At 73.0% G+C, this 17,203-nt stretch carries 14 protein-coding genes; 8 read left to right on the forward strand and 6 right to left on the reverse strand.

Annotated features, from left to right (window positions below; all coding sequences use genetic code 11):
- Positions 1 to 2: 2 nt before the first annotated feature.
- Together xseA and ABZ193_RS05075 are read right to left on the reverse strand one after the other, a co-directional pair.
- Entirely contained in the window at positions 3 to 1,241 is a 1,239-nt protein-coding gene (gene xseA / locus ABZ193_RS05070; RefSeq protein WP_237336078.1) for an exodeoxyribonuclease VII large subunit, read from the reverse strand.
- Positions 1,238 to 1,846 carry a lipid droplet-associated protein gene (locus tag ABZ193_RS05075; protein ID WP_020421451.1) on the reverse strand — a complete coding sequence of 203 codons (609 nt, stop codon included), beginning with the start codon at positions 1,844 to 1,846 and terminating at the stop codon, positions 1,238 to 1,240. Before ABZ193_RS05075 ends, xseA begins: the two co-directional genes overlap by 4 nt.
- A gap of 135 nt (positions 1,847 to 1,981) precedes the next feature.
- Between ABZ193_RS05075 and ABZ193_RS05080 the strand changes: the two genes are divergently transcribed.
- Entirely contained in the window at positions 1,982 to 2,935 is a 954-nt protein-coding gene (locus ABZ193_RS05080; protein WP_354708979.1) for a 4-hydroxy-3-methylbut-2-enyl diphosphate reductase, read from the forward strand.
- A gap of 623 nt (positions 2,936 to 3,558) precedes the next feature.
- On the opposite strand, the gene ABZ193_RS05085 is transcribed toward ABZ193_RS05080, so the two are convergent.
- A complete protein-coding gene (locus ABZ193_RS05085; RefSeq protein ID WP_354708981.1) occupies positions 3,559 to 4,599 on the reverse strand; it encodes a DUF6542 domain-containing protein in 1,041 nt (346 codons plus the stop codon).
- Positions 4,600 to 4,755: 156 nt separating this feature from the next.
- Positions 4,756 to 5,673 carry a DNA recombination protein RmuC gene (rmuC, locus tag ABZ193_RS05090; protein ID WP_020422321.1) on the reverse strand — a complete coding sequence of 306 codons (918 nt, stop codon included), beginning with the start codon at positions 5,671 to 5,673 and terminating at the stop codon, positions 4,756 to 4,758.
- Positions 5,674 to 5,837: 164 nt separating this feature from the next.
- Here rmuC and ABZ193_RS05095 point away from each other — a divergent pair, with 164 nt between their 5' ends.
- Both ABZ193_RS05095 and ABZ193_RS05100 read left to right on the forward strand, forming a co-directional pair.
- Positions 5,838 to 6,989, forward strand: a complete 1,152-nt coding sequence (locus ABZ193_RS05095) for an exonuclease SbcCD subunit D (protein WP_020422320.1) — start codon at positions 5,838 to 5,840, stop codon at positions 6,987 to 6,989.
- A complete protein-coding gene (locus tag ABZ193_RS05100; protein WP_354708982.1) occupies positions 6,986 to 9,949 on the forward strand; it encodes an SMC family ATPase in 2,964 nt (987 codons plus the stop codon). The genes ABZ193_RS05095 and ABZ193_RS05100 overlap by 4 nt, the downstream gene beginning before the upstream one ends.
- Before the next feature lie 3 nt (positions 9,950 to 9,952).
- Here the strand turns inward: ABZ193_RS05100 and ABZ193_RS05105 are convergent, their stop codons facing one another.
- Positions 9,953 to 10,462 carry a methylated-DNA--[protein]-cysteine S-methyltransferase gene (locus ABZ193_RS05105; RefSeq protein ID WP_354708983.1) on the reverse strand — a complete coding sequence of 170 codons (510 nt, stop codon included), beginning with the start codon at positions 10,460 to 10,462 and terminating at the stop codon, positions 9,953 to 9,955.
- A 21-nt stretch (positions 10,463 to 10,483) separates the two neighbouring features.
- Positions 10,484 to 11,986: an AlkA N-terminal domain-containing protein gene (locus ABZ193_RS05110; protein WP_354708984.1), complete on the reverse strand. Its 1,503-nt coding sequence runs from the start codon at positions 11,984 to 11,986 to the stop codon at positions 10,484 to 10,486.
- A 106-nt stretch (positions 11,987 to 12,092) separates the two neighbouring features.
- On the opposite strand from ABZ193_RS05110, the gene ychF reads away from it, so the two are divergent.
- From ychF to ABZ193_RS05135, 5 genes are all read left to right on the forward strand, one after another.
- Positions 12,093 to 13,187: a redox-regulated ATPase YchF gene (gene ychF / locus ABZ193_RS05115; protein WP_354708985.1), complete on the forward strand. Its 1,095-nt coding sequence runs from the start codon at positions 12,093 to 12,095 to the stop codon at positions 13,185 to 13,187.
- Between the two features lie 125 nt (positions 13,188 to 13,312).
- Positions 13,313 to 13,939, forward strand: a complete 627-nt coding sequence (locus tag ABZ193_RS05120; protein WP_354708986.1) for a helix-turn-helix domain-containing protein — start codon at positions 13,313 to 13,315, stop codon at positions 13,937 to 13,939.
- Positions 13,936 to 14,682 carry a DUF2637 domain-containing protein gene (locus tag ABZ193_RS05125; protein WP_354708987.1) on the forward strand — a complete coding sequence of 249 codons (747 nt, stop codon included), beginning with the start codon at positions 13,936 to 13,938 and terminating at the stop codon, positions 14,680 to 14,682. The genes ABZ193_RS05120 and ABZ193_RS05125 overlap by 4 nt, the downstream gene beginning before the upstream one ends.
- A complete protein-coding gene (locus ABZ193_RS05130) occupies positions 14,679 to 16,787 on the forward strand; it encodes a cell division protein FtsK (RefSeq protein WP_354708989.1) in 2,109 nt (702 codons plus the stop codon). The genes ABZ193_RS05125 and ABZ193_RS05130 overlap by 4 nt, the downstream gene beginning before the upstream one ends.
- A 222-nt stretch (positions 16,788 to 17,009) precedes the next feature.
- A complete protein-coding gene (locus tag ABZ193_RS05135) occupies positions 17,010 to 17,165 on the forward strand; it encodes a hypothetical protein (protein ID WP_354708990.1) in 156 nt (51 codons plus the stop codon).
- Positions 17,166 to 17,203 lie beyond the last annotated feature (38 nt).

Raw genomic sequence — 17,203 nt, forward strand, 5'->3', positions numbered from 1 at the left:
TCCTACTCCCCTGGTTCGGTGGATTTCGCGACCGCGTGCACCGCTCCGTCGACGACGCGCACGCGCAGCGGAGTTCCGTCCGCTACTTCAGAGATGTGCCGGAGCACCTGGAGGTTGCCTGCGTCGTCCCGGTATTGCACGACCGCGTACCCGCGTTCGAGGGTCGCGGCCGGTCCGAGCGCGGTCAGCTTGCCGCGCGCGCCGGAGATGGCGGCCTGCTCGTGCGAGACCAGGTTGAGCACCGCGCGGCGGCCGCGTTCCCGGTGCAGCTCGACCTCGTCGGCGCGCCGGTTGATCGGGCCGAGCGGATCGGCCAGCACGGGGCGGCTGCGCAGCTGGTCGAGCAGGCGGCACTGGGTGTCCACCCAGCCGTGCAGCGCGCGGCGGGCCCGGTCGCGCATCTGCCGGACCCGCTCGGTCTCCTCCTTGACGTCCGGCACGACGCGCTTGCCCGCGTCGGTCGGGGTCGAGCAGCGCACGTCGGCGACGTGGTCGAGCAGCGGCGTGTCCGGTTCGTGGCCGATCGCGCTGACCACCGGGGTCCGCGCGGCGGCGACCGCTCGGCACAGGGTTTCGTCGGAGAACGGCAGCAGGTCCTCGACGCTGCCGCCACCCCGCGCGATGACGATGACCTCGACGGACGGGTCGGCGTCGAGCATCTTCAGCGCCTTGACGATCTGCGGCACCGCCTGCACGCCCTGCACGGCGGTGTTGACCACCTGGAACGGCGCGGCCGGCCACCGGGCGTGCGCGTTGACCAGCACGTCCCGTTCGGCGGCCGACGCGCGGCCGGTGATCAGGCCGATGCCCTTGGGCAGGAACGGGAGGCGGCGCTTGCGTTCCTTGGCGAACAGGCCCTCGGCGGCGAGGAGGCGGCGCAGCCGTTCGATGCGGGCGAGCAGCTCACCGATGCCGACCGCGCGGATCTCGGTCGCGCGCAGCGAGATCGTGCCGCGGCCCAGGTAGAACGTCGGTTTGGCGTAGACGACGACGCTGGCGCCGTCCCGCAGCGGCGGTTCGATGCCGCGCAGCAGGCCGGTCGGGCAGGTGACGGTCATGGAGACGTCGGCGGCCGGGTCGCGCAGGGTGAGGAACGCGGTCTGGGTGCCGGGGCGGGCGTTGATCTGGGTGACCTGGCCCTCGACCCAGACCGAGCCGAGCCGGTTGATCCACTCGGCGATCTTGCGCGCGACGGTGCGGACCGGCCACGGGTTCTCCGCGGAGGTGGGTTCGGCGCTCACTCCGCCTCGGTGTCCCCGGTGGCGTTGGCGCGCTGCACGTTGGTGATGCGGCGGGCCAGCATGCCGACGAACTGCGCGCGGTTCTCGTGGGCGCGCTCGTACTCCAGCAGCTCTTCGAGCTCTTCGAGGGAGAAGCGGCGCAGGCGGGCGCGCAGCTGCGGCAGGGTGAGCTCGTCGTAGTTGGACAGGCCGAGCGGACCTTCGCCGGTGCCGGCCGGGCTGTCGAACTCGCCCTCGACGTGCTCCTCGCCCAGCGCGCGTTCCTCCTGTTCCCAGGGGCTGTCGCCGACGTCGGCGAGCACCGCGTCCGGGCGGTGGCCGTTGCGGTCGGCGCGCGGCTGTTCGGTCGGCTGGTCGGCGGGCAGGTCCTCGTCGAAGGTGGCCCAGCTCGGGGCGTCCTCGACGGGGCGCAGCGAGGCGAGGGCGTCGTCGCCGCGGATGGCCAGCTCGGTGACGTGCTGCTGCATCCGCATGGAGAACTGGAGCACGCCGGAGATCACCGTGACGGGCAGGCCGAGCAGGGTCTTCGGCAGGTCGCGGGCGCGTTCGGCGGCGGTGACGGCCAGGCCCGCCGCGACGCGGAGGGGAAGCGGGAGTGGCTTCATGGGTACAGCGTGCCGCACCTTGACGGTTCAGCCCAACCGGCGCGGCGTGGCGACGTGACGGGATGCACACAATTCGGGCGAGGGGTGCCCGGTGGGGGCGGGGTTCGCCTGCCGGGCGGCCCGTACCCTGGACGTATGACTGCTGTCTCCGAGCCCGTCAAGCGTGTGTTGCTGGCCAAGCCGCGTGGCTACTGCGCCGGCGTCGACCGCGCCGTGGTCGCCGTGGAGAAGGCCCTGGAGCTGTACGGGCCGCCGGTGTACGTGCGCAAGGAGATCGTGCACAACCGGCACGTGGTCGAGTCGCTGCGGGAGCGCGGGGTCATCTTCGTCGAGGAGACGTCGGAGGTGCCCGAGGGCGAGCTCGTCGTGTTCTCGGCGCACGGGGTGTCGCCGGCCGTGCGCGCGGAGGCGGAGGAGCGCAACCTGCGCACCATCGACGCGACGTGCCCGCTGGTGACGAAGGTGCACAAAGAGGTCAACCGGTTCGCGCGTGAGGACTACGACATCCTGCTGATCGGCCACGAGGGCCACGAGGAGGTCGAGGGCACCGTCGGCGAGGCGCCGACGCACGTGCAGCTGGTGGACACGGCCGAGGACGCGGCGAAGGTCGAGGTGCGGGACCCGTCGAAGGTCGTGTGGCTGTCGCAGACCACGCTGAGCGTCGACGAGACGATGGAGCGCGTCGACCAGCTGAAGGGCCGCTTCCCGAACCTGGCGGACCCGCCCAGCGACGACATTTGTTATGCGACGTCCAACCGGCAGACCGCGGTGAAGGCGATGGCGGCGGAGTGCGACCTCGTGCTGGTGGTCGGGTCGAAGAACTCGTCGAACTCCCAGCGGCTCGTGGAGGTCGCGAAGCAGGCCGGCGCCAGGGACGCGCACCTGATCGACTTCGCCCGCGAGGTCGACGAGAAGTGGCTGGAAGGCGTGACGACGGTCGGCGTGACGAGTGGCGCGTCGGTGCCGGACGTGCTGGTGATGGACCTGCTGGCGTGGCTGTCCGAGCGCGGCTGGGGCGAGGTGCAGGAAGTGACGACCGCGAACGAGAAGATCGCCTTCGCGCTCCCCCGAGAGCTGCGAAGCGTCTGACCACGCCGGCCGGTGGTGTCGGTCGGATTCGGCGGGCGGCGGTTGGTCGGTTCCGGGACAAGCCCTGTCCTGGAACTGCCTCTTGCCCCGCGCCCGCAACCCTGAACCGCCGAGGTTGTTGAAGGCGGCTAGGTCCCTGCCCAGCTCGGCGCGCTGCGTCTGGCCGAACTCTGCGCACCGGTTGCTCCGGACTGACTTCACAGCGCTGCGGCACCGGTTTCACAGCCCCGACGCCAATCCCGCTGAAGTCCGCGCTAGTCCCGCTGCAGCCCACGCTTGTCCCCGCTGCAGCCTCGACGTCCGTCGGCTCCACGGCCCAGGCGCTCGTCCTACCGGAGCCCGGCGCGGTCGCCTCAACGTCAGCACGCCGTGATCTGGCGCTTCGCAGGAGCCCGGCCCCCTGGGTCAGTCGGCCGATTGCGGTCTCGGGTCTGGAGCCCGGCGCGCTGCCGCAGCCGCCAGCCGCGCGCTCCGATTTCAGGTGCCGTCTCCGTAGCCCGGTTCCTTGCTTTAGCCCGCGCGCTCCGGTTTCACGAGTGGTCGTGTCTTGAGCCCGGCCCGCTGCCTCAGCAGACAGACCGCATTCTCCGGCGTCGTCGTTCCTGAGCCGGCAGACCGCCCGCTCAGGCGTCGTCGTTCCAGGGGCGGCGGCGTGGGGGGTTTCCGCGGCGGCCTTCGGAGGCTCGGCGCGGGTCCAGACGTGGGTCGCCGCCTCGTGGCGGGACCCGGCGGGGGCGGTCGGCAGCCGGGCCGCCGGTGCGTGGTTCGCCGCCGCGGCGGTCGGCTTCCTCCGGCGGCACACCGCGCTGCCGCGGGCGCCGTCCCGGAGGCGGCGTCTTGCCGCCGCGGGCCTCACGGCGCGGGTCGTCCCGGAGGCCGGGGTCCCGGCGCGGGTCGTCCTCCGCCGGACGTCGCGCGCCACCGTCCGCACCGCGCCGACCGCGCCGAGGCGCGTCGTCCGCGGCGCGACGCGGGTCGTCGTCGACCGGGCGGCGCCCGGGACGTCGCCCCGCCACACCACGCCCGGCCGCGACCGCACCCGCGGCAGCGCCGTCACCGCCCGGACGGTCCTCCGAGCCGGCACGGTCCTCCGCCGGACGACGCCGACGCGGCGCGTCACCCCGCGGCGCACCGCCACGAGCCTCCCCGCCGGGACGCTTCGGGTCCGTGGGCCGCTTGCCGTCGCCGGCTTTCGGCTTCGCGTTCGGGTCGCGCTCGCGGTAGATCCGGACGATGCCCAGCACCAGGGTGCAGCCGGTCGTGATCGCCATCGTCGGGAAACCGTTGATCAGCGGCGTGCCGACCGCCAGCACCTTCGTCAGCATGTCGCTGTTGTCCGGCAACCCGGAGACCAGCAGCACGACCCCGGGCACGGTGATCCCCAGAATCAGCGGGGGCTGCACCATCGGCCCGAACAGACTGCGCCGTTGGACACCGCACACCGCGCCCACCGCGCCGACGAAGTACGCGCCCTGGAACAGCCAGCCGAGCTTGTTCTGCGTCTGCATGTCGATGACCGCGCCGATCACCGCCAGCCCGAAGGCGAGGAGCACGGCACCCCACCACGGCATGCCCCGGCGTTCACCGACGATGGGACGCTGATCCCACGGCACGGGGATGTCGTCGGCGTCGGAATCGCTCCGGCGATCGGGAATGGCGGTCACGAGGCAACACCGTAACCTGTAGCCGGCCCCACTGGCTCCCCATCCCGGCGAGGATGCGGTTCAGACCACTGGCGCGCCCCCGCGGGAACCCGTCGTGATCAGGGGTTTCGGCTCGTCCGGCCGTGTTGGCAACGTGCCGGTAACGCGAATTTTTCGCTAGCTCGCGGCTATCTCGTCCCCCCTTCGGATGGGCGCCACCTCGGTCGGGCTCGCGGCCGCGTCCGACAGTGGCGCCACGGCTGCCCGGAACCCTTCGAGCGCCTCCATCTCCCGCCGGCGCGCCGACAGGAACCGCTGCAGGTGGGTGCTGCTGAGGTTGAGAGCCTCGACCGCGTTGCCCGCCGCCCGGTGCGCCGCGGCCGCGCCGGCCCGGACCCGCTCGATGTCGTCCACCACGGCCCGGTCGCTCGCGGCGAACAGCGCGGCCGACGCCACCACCGCGAACCCGGTCGGTCCGCACAGGAACACCCGCCGGTCGAGCATCCAGCGCAGCAGTTCGGGATCGGTGTCCAGCGCCGCCACCACAGCCGCGTCGGACGGCACGAACATCACCGTGCCGTAGATCGCGTCGGCCCAGCGCTGGTACCCCTTGCCCGCGAGCTCTGCGGCCCGGGAGCGGAGGTTGCGGACGTGGACCCGCAACGCGTCCATCCGCTCGTCCGGATCGTCGGTCTCGACCGCTTCCGCCCAGCAGGCCAGGCTCGCCTTCGCGTCGACCGGCACGGCCCGGTCGCCACCGACCCGCAGCACCATGTCCGGTTTGGCCGATCCGCCGCCACCCAGGTCCGTCTGCAGTGTGTAGTGCAGCCCCTCGCGCAACCCCAGCGCCCGCGCGGTCTCCGCCAGTACCTGCTCGCCCAGCTCGCCCCTGCCGGTGATCGAGGCGAAGGCCACTTCGTACCTGCGCAGCGCGGCCTGCTGCTGATCCACGCGTGACCGCTCGGCTTCGACCTGGCGGGCCGCCGCGTCCGCGCGGCGCATGCTGTCGCCGTAGAGCCGCCACAGCAGGGCGACCGCCACGACCAGGACCAAAGCGATCGCGACGGCTGCCGTGCTGATCACGGTGGAGGCCACTGCCGCCCTCCTTTCTTGATCGTCGAGAACGTGACCGCATCATGACGGAGGGCACCGACAAAAACGGGGCCCGGCCGCGCGGATCCACTCCGAACACACGTTCGGGTGAAGCATCGCGGTGTGTCTGCGGGATTCTGTCGGACCCCCCTCCTAACTTGGGCCACGTGAGACTCCTGCACACCTCCGACTGGCACGTCGGACGCACCTTCCACGGGCTGGACCTGCTCGCCGAGCAGGACGCCGTGCTCGCGCACCTCGCGGACGTGGTGGCCGCCGAGGGGGTGGACGTCGTCCTCGTGTCGGGCGACATCTACGACCGCGCCGTGCCGTCCGCCGAGGCGGTGCAGGTCGCCAACCGCGCCCTGAGCCGCCTGCGGCACGCCGGCGCGCACATCGTCCTGACCTCCGGCAACCACGACTCGGCCCCGCGGCTGGGCGCGTTCGGCGAGTTCGCCGCCGCGGGCGGTCTGCACCTGCGGACCACGATCGACCGGATCGCCGACCCGGTCCTGCTCGACGACGAGCACGGGCCGGTCGCGCTCTACGGCATCCCTTACCTGGAGCCGGAACCGGCGCGGCACGCGCTCGGCGTTACGGGCGCTCGCGGGCACACGGGCGTGCTCACCGAAGCGATGCGCCGCATCCGCGCCGATCTCGCGGATCGCGCGCCGGGAACCCGCTCGGTCGTGCTCGCGCACGCGTTCGTGACCGGCGGCGCGCCGACCGAATCGGAGCGGTCCATCGCGATCGGCGGTGTGGAACAGGTTCCCGGCGCGGTCTTCGACGGCGCTGACTACGTCGCGTTGGGACACTTGCACGGCCCGCAGACGCTCGCCGAGCACCTGCGGTACTCGGGCAGCCCGGTCGCCTACTCGTTCTCCGAGGCGCAGCAACGGAAATCTGTGTGGATCGTGGACCTCGACGCGTCCGGCCTCGCCGGCGTGCGGCGGCACGAGCTGCCGGTTCCGCGCCGGCTCGCGAAGATCACCGGCAGGCTCGCGGACCTGCTCGCCGACCCGGCGCACGACGAGCTGGCCGAGTGCTACCTGTCGGTCACGCTCACCGACCCCGTCCGTCCGGTGGACGCGATGCGGTTGCTGCGGGAGCGGTTCCCGCACGCCGTGCACCTGGAGTGGCAGCCGGAGAACGGGAAGACGTCCGCGGCGTTGCGGTACGCCGCGGCGGTGCGGGGCCGGTCGGACGAGGAGATCGCGCACGGTTTCCTCGACGACTGCCGTGGCGCGCCGCCGAACGAGCGTGAAGCCGCGCTGCTCCGGACGGCCCTGGAGAAGGCGGACAGGGAGGACGCGGCATGAGACTTCACCGGCTGGAGGTGGCGGCCTTCGGACCGTACCGGTCCCGCGAGGTCGTCGACTTCGACGCGCTCGGCGCCGACGGGCTCTTCCTGCTGCACGGCGACACCGGCGCGGGCAAGACGACGCTGCTGGACGCGGTGGCGTTCGCATTGTTCGGCACGGTTCCCGGTGCGCGCGGTCAGGTCAAGCGCCTGCGCTGCGACCTGGCGGATCCGGACGAGCCGACCGAGGTCGTGCTTGAACTGACCGTGCAGGGGCAGCGGCTGCGGTTGCAGCGCAGCCCCGAGTACCAGCGTCCGAAGCGGCGTGGCGAGGGAACGACAACGCAGCAGGCGAAGGCGGTGCTCCGGTGGGTCGGTCCGCCGCCCGCCGGCCAGCCCCCCGAGGGCCTGACGCGGATCGACGAGGTCGGCCGCACGGTCCAGCGCCTGCTCGGGATGAGCGCGGAGCAGTTCTTCCAGGTCGTGCTGTTGCCGCAGGGCGAGTTCGCCCGCTTCCTGCGCGCGGACACCGACGAGCGCGAGAAGCTGCTGGAGCGGCTTTTCGGCACGAAGCGGTTCGCCGAGGTCGAGGGCTGGTTCCGGGAGCGGCGGGCGGACCGGCGGCGCGAACTCGACCAGCAGCGCCAGGACCTGCGCGAGTGGACGGCGCGGTTCGCCCAGGTGGCCGGGGAGGACGTGCCTGAAGAGGACGTCGCGGGCTGGGTCGCGCGCACCGGCGAGCGGATCCGCTCCAGTGTGGAGCAGGCCCGCGAGGACGAAAAACGTGCCAGGGCGGCGCGCGAATCGGCTGACGAGCTGCTGGCCGAGCGGCTGTCGGCGGCGGAACGCGTGCGCCGGGTCCGGGAGGCGCACCGGCGGCTCGCGGCACTGGCGGAGCAGGAAGAGGACCGGAAGCGCTGGGCCGCCGAGCTCGAGGCGGCGAGGCGCGCGGCGGCAGTGGTGGGTGTCGCGGCACAGGCGGACCGGTGCGCGACGCAGCTGGACGAAGCCCGCGTCGCCGAGGAGCAGAAGGCAGCCGCCCTCGTGGCGACCGGCTTCACGGACGCGCAGGCGGACACTGCGGAGTTGCGCAAGCTGTCCGGGAAGCTGCGCGAGGAGGCCGGTGCGCTCGCCGGGCTGGTGGCCGAGGCCGAGCAGCAGGTGCGCGATCGACGGGACATCGAGCGCCATGCCGAGGCCGCGAGCGAGGCCAGGGCCCGCGTCCAGGTGCTCGGCGAGAAGCTGGCGGGCATCCCGGAGCGCGTGCGGGACCTGCGGGGGCGGCTCGACGTCGCGATCGACGCCGAGGCGAAGCTCGGTGAGGTCCGCAAGCGCGAGTCCGAACTAGTGGCCGCGGTCCGGGATGCGGAACGCCTGCCCGCGGCCGAGCGCGCCGTCGCGGATGCCGGAGCGGCGGCGCGCGAGGCCATCGACCAGCACCAGGAGGCGCGTGAACGGTTCCTCGAGCTGCGGAGGTGGCGGCTCGACGGGATGGCGGCCGAGCTCGCGTCCCGGTTGACGTCCGACTCGCCGTGCCCGGTGTGTGGTTCCTCTGACCACCCGGCTCCGGCCATGGCGGCGCCCGAAGCTGTTTCACCGGAGCAGGAGCAGGCGGCCGAAGAGGCGGAGAGCCAGGCGGAGCGGCGCCGGAAGGCGGCGGAGGCGGCCAAGCACGACGCCGAAACGAAGCTCGCGGCGTTGCGTGAGCGTCTGCGGGGCCGGGACGGAGCACAGCTGACCGCGGAACTTTCCTTGCTGCGCAGGGAGATCGCGGGTCTCGACGCGCTGGCGAAACAGCGGGCGCCGCTCGCGAAGCAGGTGCAGGCGGCCGAGACCGAGCAACGGGAACTGGAAGAGAAGCGCGCGGCCGAACTGCAGGCGGCCACGGCCGCCGAGACCCAGCACCGGGCGCTGACCGAGCGCGTCGCCGAACGCGCCCGGCGCCTGGAGGAGGCGCGCGGTGAGCACCCCGACGTCGCCGCCCGGCGCGCGCACCTGACGGGAATCGTGCGAGCGCTGGACGCCCTCGCCGAGGCGCGGTCCGCGGCTGCGAGCGCCGCTGAGCAGCTCGAGCGTCAGCGCGCCGAGGTCCGCGAAGCGTTGTGGCGAGCCGGTTTCGAGACCGTGGAGGAGATGCGGGCTGCCGCGCGTGACGAGGCGACGGTCCGTGATCTGGAGAAGCGGCTGGCCGACGCGGGTGCGGCGGAGGCGGCGGCGCGGGCCACGCTGAACGAGCCCGAGCTGTTCGGGGTCGGGCCGGACGACGAGGTGGACGTCGAGTCGGCGAGGGCGAAGGCCCAGGCGGCGCGGGAACGAGCCGAGGCCGCGGTGGCTGTGCTGCGGTCGGCGACCGCCCAAGCCGACGCCCTGGGCACGCTGGCCGAGCGGCTGGCGGCCGCGACCGAGCGGCTGCGGCCGCTGGAAGAGGAGTTCGCCGAGCTCGACGCGCTGACCGACGTGGTCAACGGGCGCGGGCAAAACGCGCGGAAGATGTCGCTGCGGTCGTACGTGCTGGCGGCCCGGCTGGAAGAGGTGGCCATCGCCGCGACGGCGCGGTTGCAGACGATGAGCCAGGGCCGCTACTCGTTCGTGCATTCCGACGCGGCCGGATCGCACGGCACGAGGGGCGGCCTGGGACTGGACGTGCTGGACGACTTCTCCGGCACGGTCCGTCCGGCGAAGACGCTGTCCGGCGGGGAGTCGTTCCTCGCGTCACTCGCGCTGGCCCTCGGGCTGGCCGACGTGGTCGCGGCGGAGACCGGCGGCTCGCTGCTGGACACGTTGTTCGTGGACGAGGGCTTCGGGACGCTCGACTCCGAAACCCTCGACGTAGTGATGAACATCCTCGACGAGTTGCGGGCCGGAGGCCGGGTGGTCGGCCTAGTGTCCCACGTGGAGGAGCTGCGGCAGCGGATCCCGACCCGGTTGCGGGTGCGCAAGTCCCGCACCGGGTCGAGTTTGGAGCTGCAGATGGCGTGAACTTCAGGAGCGGTACGGGGTTTCGTGGTCGAGCAGCCAGCGCTTGACGTCCACGCCCCAGCGGAAGCCGCCCAGCGCGCCACCGATGCGGAGCACCCGGTGGCAGGGCACGAACAGCGCCGCGGCGTTGCGGGCGCAGGCCGACGCTGCGGCGCGGATGGCGGCGGGGCGGCCGGCGAGGGCGGCGTACTCGGTGTAGGTGACGGGCTTGCCGGCGGGCACCGTGCGCAGTACCTCCCACGCGTGCTGCAGGAACTCGCCGGACCGCTGGCGCACGGGGATGTCGTCGATCGCGTCCAGTTCACCCTCGTGGTAGCGGCGGACCGCGGTGCTGACCGCGCCGAGGTCGCGCTTCTCGCGGAGTTCGGACGGGCGCAGTGAGGGGGAGATCTGGGGAGTCAGTTCGCCGAGGTCGGCGGTCCAGCCGGAGGCCAGGACGGCGCCGTCGCTCGCGACGATGGCGGTGAACGGTCCGATCCGGGTGTCGGTCGTGGACCAGTGGGCGATGCTCATGTCGGTTCTCCTTGACGGGGTTCAGGCTTGGCTCGAGCGCCACAGGTACATGCCGGCGTAGGACCGCCAAGGCCGCCACGCCTGGGCGCGTTCGGTGAGTGCGGGGATGTCGTCGGCGATGCCGAGGGCGGCCGCGCCCTTGCGGAGGACGAGGTCGCCGGTGAGCAGCACGTCGGGAGCGCCGAGGACGCGCATCAGCACGTAGTCGGCGGTCCACGGGCCGATGCCGGTGAGGGCGAGGAGTTCGGCTCGCAGCTCGGCGGGGTCACGTCCGACGTGCACGTCGACGTCTCCGGACGCGAGTGCGGCGGCGGCGCCGAGGATGGCGTCGATCCGGCGCTTCGGGCCGCGGAGGACCTCGTGGCCTCGCTCGGCCACCGCCTCGGCGGTGGGGAACAGCAGGAGGTCGGGCTGCCACGGGACCGGCTCGCCGAGCGCGGCGGTGAGCCGGCCGGCGGCGGTGCGCGCGGCGGCGACCGAGACCTGCTGGCCGAGCATGGCGCGCAGCACCAGCTCGAAGCCGTCGGCGGCGCCGGGGACGCGGATGCCCGGGGTCGCGGCGACCGCCGGGGCCAGTGCCGGGTCGGCGGCGAGCACGCGCGCGACGGCCTCGGGGTCCGCGTCCAGGTCCAGCAGGCGCCGAGCCCGGGTGACGGCCGCGCCGAGGTCGCGGACGTCGGCGAGCTGGAGGTTGCAGCGCACGTGCCCGTCCTGCGGCGTCAGCGCCACCGTCGCGGCGCCGTGCGGGAGCCGGAGGGTGCGGGCGTAGCTGTGCTCGTCGACGGACTCCACACCGGGCACGGCCCGGGCGGCGAAGAAGCCGAGGAGCCCGGCGGCGTCGAACGGCGGCCGGAACGGCAGTCGCAGGGACAGCCTGGTCCCGGCCGTGCCCGCTTCGGGCTCGGCGGCGCCGGCGCGGCGGCGTGCTGCTGCGGCGGCCGTGCGCAGCTGCGACGGGGTGCGGGCGAAGACCTCGCGGATGGTGTCGTTGAACTGCCGCACGCTGGCGAAGCCGGCCGCGAACGCGACGTCGGCCAGCGGCAGCTCGGACAGCTCGATGAGCAGCCGCGCCGAGTGGGCCCGGTGCGCGCGGGCCAGTGCCAGCGGTCCCGCGCCGAGTTCGGCGGTGAGGACCCGGCCGAGCTGCCGCTCGGAGTAGCCGAGGCGGCGGGCCAGGCCGGGCACGCCCTCGCGCTCGACGACGCCGTCGGCGATCAGCCGCATGGCCCGTGCGGCCAGGTCGGCGCGCACGTTCCACTCGGGTGAGCCGGGCACGGCGTCGGGCAGGCAGCGGCGGCAGGCGCGGAAGCCGGCGGCCTGCGCCGCGGCGGCGGTCGGGTAGAACCGCACGTTCTCCTGCCGCGGCGTGAGCGCCGGGCAGGACGGCCGGCAGTAGATGCCGGTCGTGCGCACGGCCGTGATGAACTGGCCGTCGAAGCGGGCGTCGCGCGAGGCGACGGCGCGGTAGCACCGCTCGTTGTCGCGCCAGAGCGCCTGCTCGGCCGGTGCGGCGATCGCTGTCATGGGTTCGATCCTGCCAGCAGGTCAGGCGCCTGACTGGCGGAATTCCGACATGGCCGTGAACGGGCGGCCGGGCCGGGTGGTGGGCCCGCCCCGTAGACTTCGGGCCGTGAGTCTGACCCTCGGTATCGTCGGCCTGCCCAACGTCGGCAAGTCGACCTTGTTCAACGCGCTGACCCGCAACGACGTGCTCGCCGCGAACTACCCGTTCGCCACGATCGAGCCGAACGTCGGCGTCGTGCCGCTGCCCGACGAGCGTCTGGACAAGCTCGCCGAGATGTTCAGCTCCGCCCGCACCGTGCCGGCCACGGTGTCCTTTGTGGACATCGCAGGCATCGTCAAGGGCGCGTCCGAGGGCGCCGGCCTCGGCAACAAGTTCCTCGCGAACATCCGTGAAGCCAACGCGATCTGCCAGGTCATCCGCGTGTTCGACGACCCGGACGTGGTGCACGTCGACGGCCGGGTGGACCCGTCGTCGGACATCGAGACGATCAACACCGAGCTGATCCTCGCCGACCTGCAAACGCTGGAGAAGGCGCTGCCGCGGCTGGAGAAGGAAGCCCGGACGAAGAAGGAGAACCGGCCCGCGCTGGAAGCCGCGCAGAAGGCGAAGGACATCCTCGACAGCGGACGGACTTTGTTCTCCGCGCAGAAGGAGGTCGACACCGCGCTGCTGCGTGAGCTGAGCCTGCTCACCCTGAAGCCGTTCCTGTACGTCTTCAACGCGGACGAGGGTGTGCTGACCGACCAGGCGAAGCGCGAGGAGCTGACGAAGCTGGTCGCCCCCGCCGACGCCGTGTTCCTGGACGCGAAGGTCGAGGCCGAGCTGCTCGAACTCGACGACGAGGAGTCGGTGCGCGAGCTGCTGGAGTCGGTCGGCCAGACCGAGCCCGGCCTGCACGCGCTGGCCCGCGCCGGGTTCCACACGCTCGGGCTGCAGACCTACCTCACGGCGGGCCCGAAGGAGTCCCGCGCGTGGACGATCCCGCAGGGCGCCACCGCGCCCCAGGCCGCGGGCGTCATCCACACGGACTTCGAGCGGGGCTTCATCAAGGCGGAGGTCGTGTCCTACGACGACCTCGTCGAAGCCGGCTCGATGGCCGCCGCGCGCTCCGCGGGCAAGGTCCGGATGGAAGGCAAGGACTACATCATGGCCGACGGCGACGTGGTCGAGTTCCGCTTCGCACCAACGTCTAAGCACTAGCCAAGCGGACCTCGACACGAGTCGGCCCCGGCGGGTGGTTGCGTCACCACGCACGGGGCCTAGGCCGGAAGCGAGGTCCGACCCATGCGTGACACTACCCCCTGCCCTGGTGGGGGCGTTGCCCTGTGAGCATCGAGGCGATCTCCTGGGCGCTGAACCGCGCACCCATCCCGACCTGCCGCAAGGACGCGTCCAGCCTCGCCGTGGTGTTGATCGGCTTGGCGAACCACGCCGATCCCTGGGGGCGCAACGCGTTCCCGTCCGCCGCGACGCTGACGCGGTACACGCGGCTGAGTGAGAGCACCGTCCGGCGCAGCCTGGACCGGCTGGAGGCCCTGGGGCTGATCACCCCGTCCGACCCCGCGATTGTCGCCGCCCACATCAAGCGGGCCGACCGGCGCCCGCAGGGATGGGACCTCCAGTTGTCGCTGGGGGGTGTGGATAACCCCCCGAGCGGGGTGTCAGCACGCCACCCCGCTGACCTGGACGGGGTGTCATCCGCGCCGAACGGGGTGTCATCCGCAGGGGAACGGGGTGTCACCACGACACCCGAACCGTCCTATAACCCTTCCAGGAACCGTCCCGCGCGCGAGCGCGCGCCCGAAACGGCGCGCTCGCCGCTGCCGCCGGTGTGCGGCCAGTGCGACGCCCGCGAGTCGGACCCGGTGAGCGCCCGCGTGGTGTGGGACGCCGACGACCGGTGCACGCCGTGCCCGCGTTGCCACCCCAGCCGGATCGGGGGTGCCCGATGACGCGCGCTTGGATCAACTGGGGCGGCCTGGCTGTGGTGGCGCTGGCGGCGGCCGTGCTGTCGTTCGCGTCCCTGCGGCACCTGGCGATCGTGTGCGGCACGCCGACGGGCCTGGCGTGGCTGCTGCCGGTGTGCATCGACGCTGCCGCCGTCGTCGCCACGCGGCTGTGGCTGTCAGGCGAGACGCCCGCCGAAGCGCGCCGGTTCGCCCGGGCGCTGGCGCTGGCGATGATCGTCCTGTCCGTCGCGGGCAACGGTGCGGATCACGCGCTTGCCGCGTACGGCATCCTCCCGCCGTGGTGGGCGGTGGTGGCTGTGGCGTCCGTTCCGCCCGCCGTTCTGGGCGCGGTGGCGCACCTGTCGGCACTGGTGACCGGTCGTCCCGCCGACGCCGTTCCGGAGGTCCCGGCGGCCGTACCGGCGCCGGTCGAGGTCCCCGTACCGGAACCCGTCGCCGAGGTGCCGCCGACCGTGGCCGCGCCGGAGCCGGTTCCGGCCCCTGAACCTGCCCGTACCGGTCGTGACCAGCGGCCCCGCCGTCCCCGTCCCGTTCCGGCGGGTCACACGGACGCGGAGCTGATGACGCGGCTGCGCGCCCTCGCCGACGAGCTTGGCGGGCCTCCGTCGGTCGGTCGGACCCGTACCGCGTTGGGCGTCGGTACCGGCCGTGCACAGCGGCTGCTGGCCGCCCTGAACGAACCCGTGCGCCTTGTCTCGACCGGCACGGACGGGGGTGCGCGATGAGCCAGAACGCGGTGGAGCTGGCCCCTGAGGTGCTGACGGGGGAGCTGCTGACCGAAGAGGAGTACCGCCGGTCCAAGGCACGCCGCCTGACGGAGACGGCCCGGTCCCGGCTGCCGGTCCAGTGGCAGACGCCCGAGTCCAGGCGCCAGGTCGCGGGAGCGCTTGCCGGCCAGTTTGCCCTGGCGCCTGTGCGCTATCCCCGCGCGGTGGGCCGGGGCCTGGTGATCGCCGTCCGTGCATGGTGGGGCTGGGTCCGGGTGAGCGACTTCTACGAGGCCGCCAAGGCGGGGGACAAGCTGGCGGACAAGTGGCTGGAGATCGCGGCCCTGCGGCGTCGGCGGGCCATCATCACGCTGGTGACGCTGGGCGTGCTCGGGCTGGGCTCCGGTGTCGTCGGCCTGGCCGTTGGGTCCGCCCCGGTGCTGCTGGCCGGAGGGGCGGCCTCCGCTGCCCTCGCGATCGCCGGACGCCGCAAGGACGGCGCCGGGGGCCGCAAGGCGGTCGTGGGCGCCCGGACGCTGGCGTGGGCGATGGACGGGGATCACCTGGTCGAGGCGTTCCGCGCGGCCAAGGTCATCGGCAAGGACGACGGGTTGCAGTTCGTCCGGCTGCCCAAGCGTGACGGCTCCGGGTGGTACGTGGTGGTGGACCTGCCCGCGTCGCGCCGCGCGTCGCAGGCTGTGGCGCACCGGGAAGACCTCGCAAGCGCCCTCGCCGTGGACGAGTCGCGCCTGATCCTGGAGCGGGTACGCGGGGACGACGGCCACGCCGGACGGCTGGCGCTGTGGGTGGGCGACAGCGACCCGTACGCCGCGCCACCGGTGGAATCGCCGCTCGCCAAGGCGGAGAGCTGGGACCTGTGGCGACCCCCGCCGTTCGGCACCACTGCGCGTGGGACGGCGGTGGCGCTGCCGGTGGTGTGGACGTCGCTGCTGGTCGGCGCGATCCCCCGCATGGGCAAGACGTACGTGATGCGGCTGCCGCTGACGGCCGCCGCGCTGGACCCACACGTGCGGTTGATCGTCGCCGACGGCAAGGGCGGCAAGGATCACCGGCCGTACGAGCTGGTGGCGCACCGGTACATCCGCGACGCCCGGGCCGATTCGGTGGTGCGGCTGATCGCGGTGCTGGAGGAAGCCGCCGCCGACGTGGAGGACCGGTTCTCTCGGCTGGCCGACATGGACGACGAGGTGTGCCCGGAATCCAAGGTCACGCCCGAGATCACCCGCAACCCTCGCTACGGGATGCCGCTGACCGTGATCGGCATCGACGAGATCCAGAACTACCTGGAAGACGACACCCCGTTGGACCCCGGCAACCCCAAGGGCAAGAAGCGGGGCCAGCGGGTGCTGGAGCTGCTGACGTTCATCGCCAAGACCGGACCCGCCGCCGGGTATTCGCTGGTGCTGGCGACGCAGAAGCCGGACAGTGCGGTGATCCCGGACAAGCTACGCGGGCAGTTGGGGACCCGGTTCGCGCTCAAGGTCATGACGTGGCAGGCGTCCGAAACCATCCTCGGCGCGGGCACCTACAAGGCGGGTATGGACGCCTCCAAGCTGCTCACCAGCCACAAGGGTGTGGGGCTGCTGCGCGGTGCGGACGGCGAAACCGACCTCGACGCGGGCGAGGCCGTCACCGTGAAAACCCACCTGCTGCCGATCAAGGACATCCGCGCGGCGTGTGAGCGCGGCCGGGCGCTGCGCGAGGACGCCGGAACTCTGACCGGTGACGCAGCCGAGGACCACGCGGTGGGCGACCTCCCGGCGCACGTGGCGGCCCGCATCGAAGAGGCTGCCCGGATGGAACCGGCCACTGTTCCCGCGTCCGTGGACATCGTGGACGCCGAGGTGGTGGACGACGACCTGCCGGAGCCGCTGGGTGCCCTGGTCGACGCGATCGACGACGACGAGGGCGGTGTGGTGGCGACGGCCGATCTCGCCGAGCGGATCGGCTGGGAGGCCAAGGATCTCGGGCAGGCGCTCCGCCGACTGGGCGTGCCCGCGCCGACCCCGCCGCGCCAGCGCATCAATGGCTCACCGCACCCCGTCGCGGTGGTGAACCTCGCCGACATCCGGGCCGCCGTAGTGGCCCACTACGGCGGCTGAGGTCCGCACAGGGTCCGCACATCGGTGTGCGACCCGCCCCCGGGGTTGTGCGGAGCCGTGGAGCGCCCCGAAACGAGCGCTGAGCTGCCCAGACAGCCGCGATCGGGATCACCCGATGACCTTGTGCCGACCGGCCCGGATCGGTCCGCACAGGCCCGCACAGACCCCGTTTTCCGACTCCCCGGCGTCCGCCGGGAGGTCCGCACAACCACTGGAGGAGCAATGTCCCCGAGCACGGTCAACCACAGCCGCGAGTTCCGGCCCCTGCGGTGGCTGGGGTGGGCGGCGATCGCATGCCTGGTGTCGTTCGTGATCGGCCTCGCCGCCGCCGAGTCGGCCACCCCGCCCCCCGACAGCCCGGCTACCTGCGCTCCCTGACGATCACCAGAAACCCCCCGGCCGAGGGGCTTACCCTG

The sequence above is a fragment of the Amycolatopsis sp. NPDC006125 genome (genome assembly GCF_040614195.1).
GTDB lineage: Bacteria > Actinomycetota > Actinomycetes > Mycobacteriales > Pseudonocardiaceae > Amycolatopsis_E > Amycolatopsis_E tucumanensis.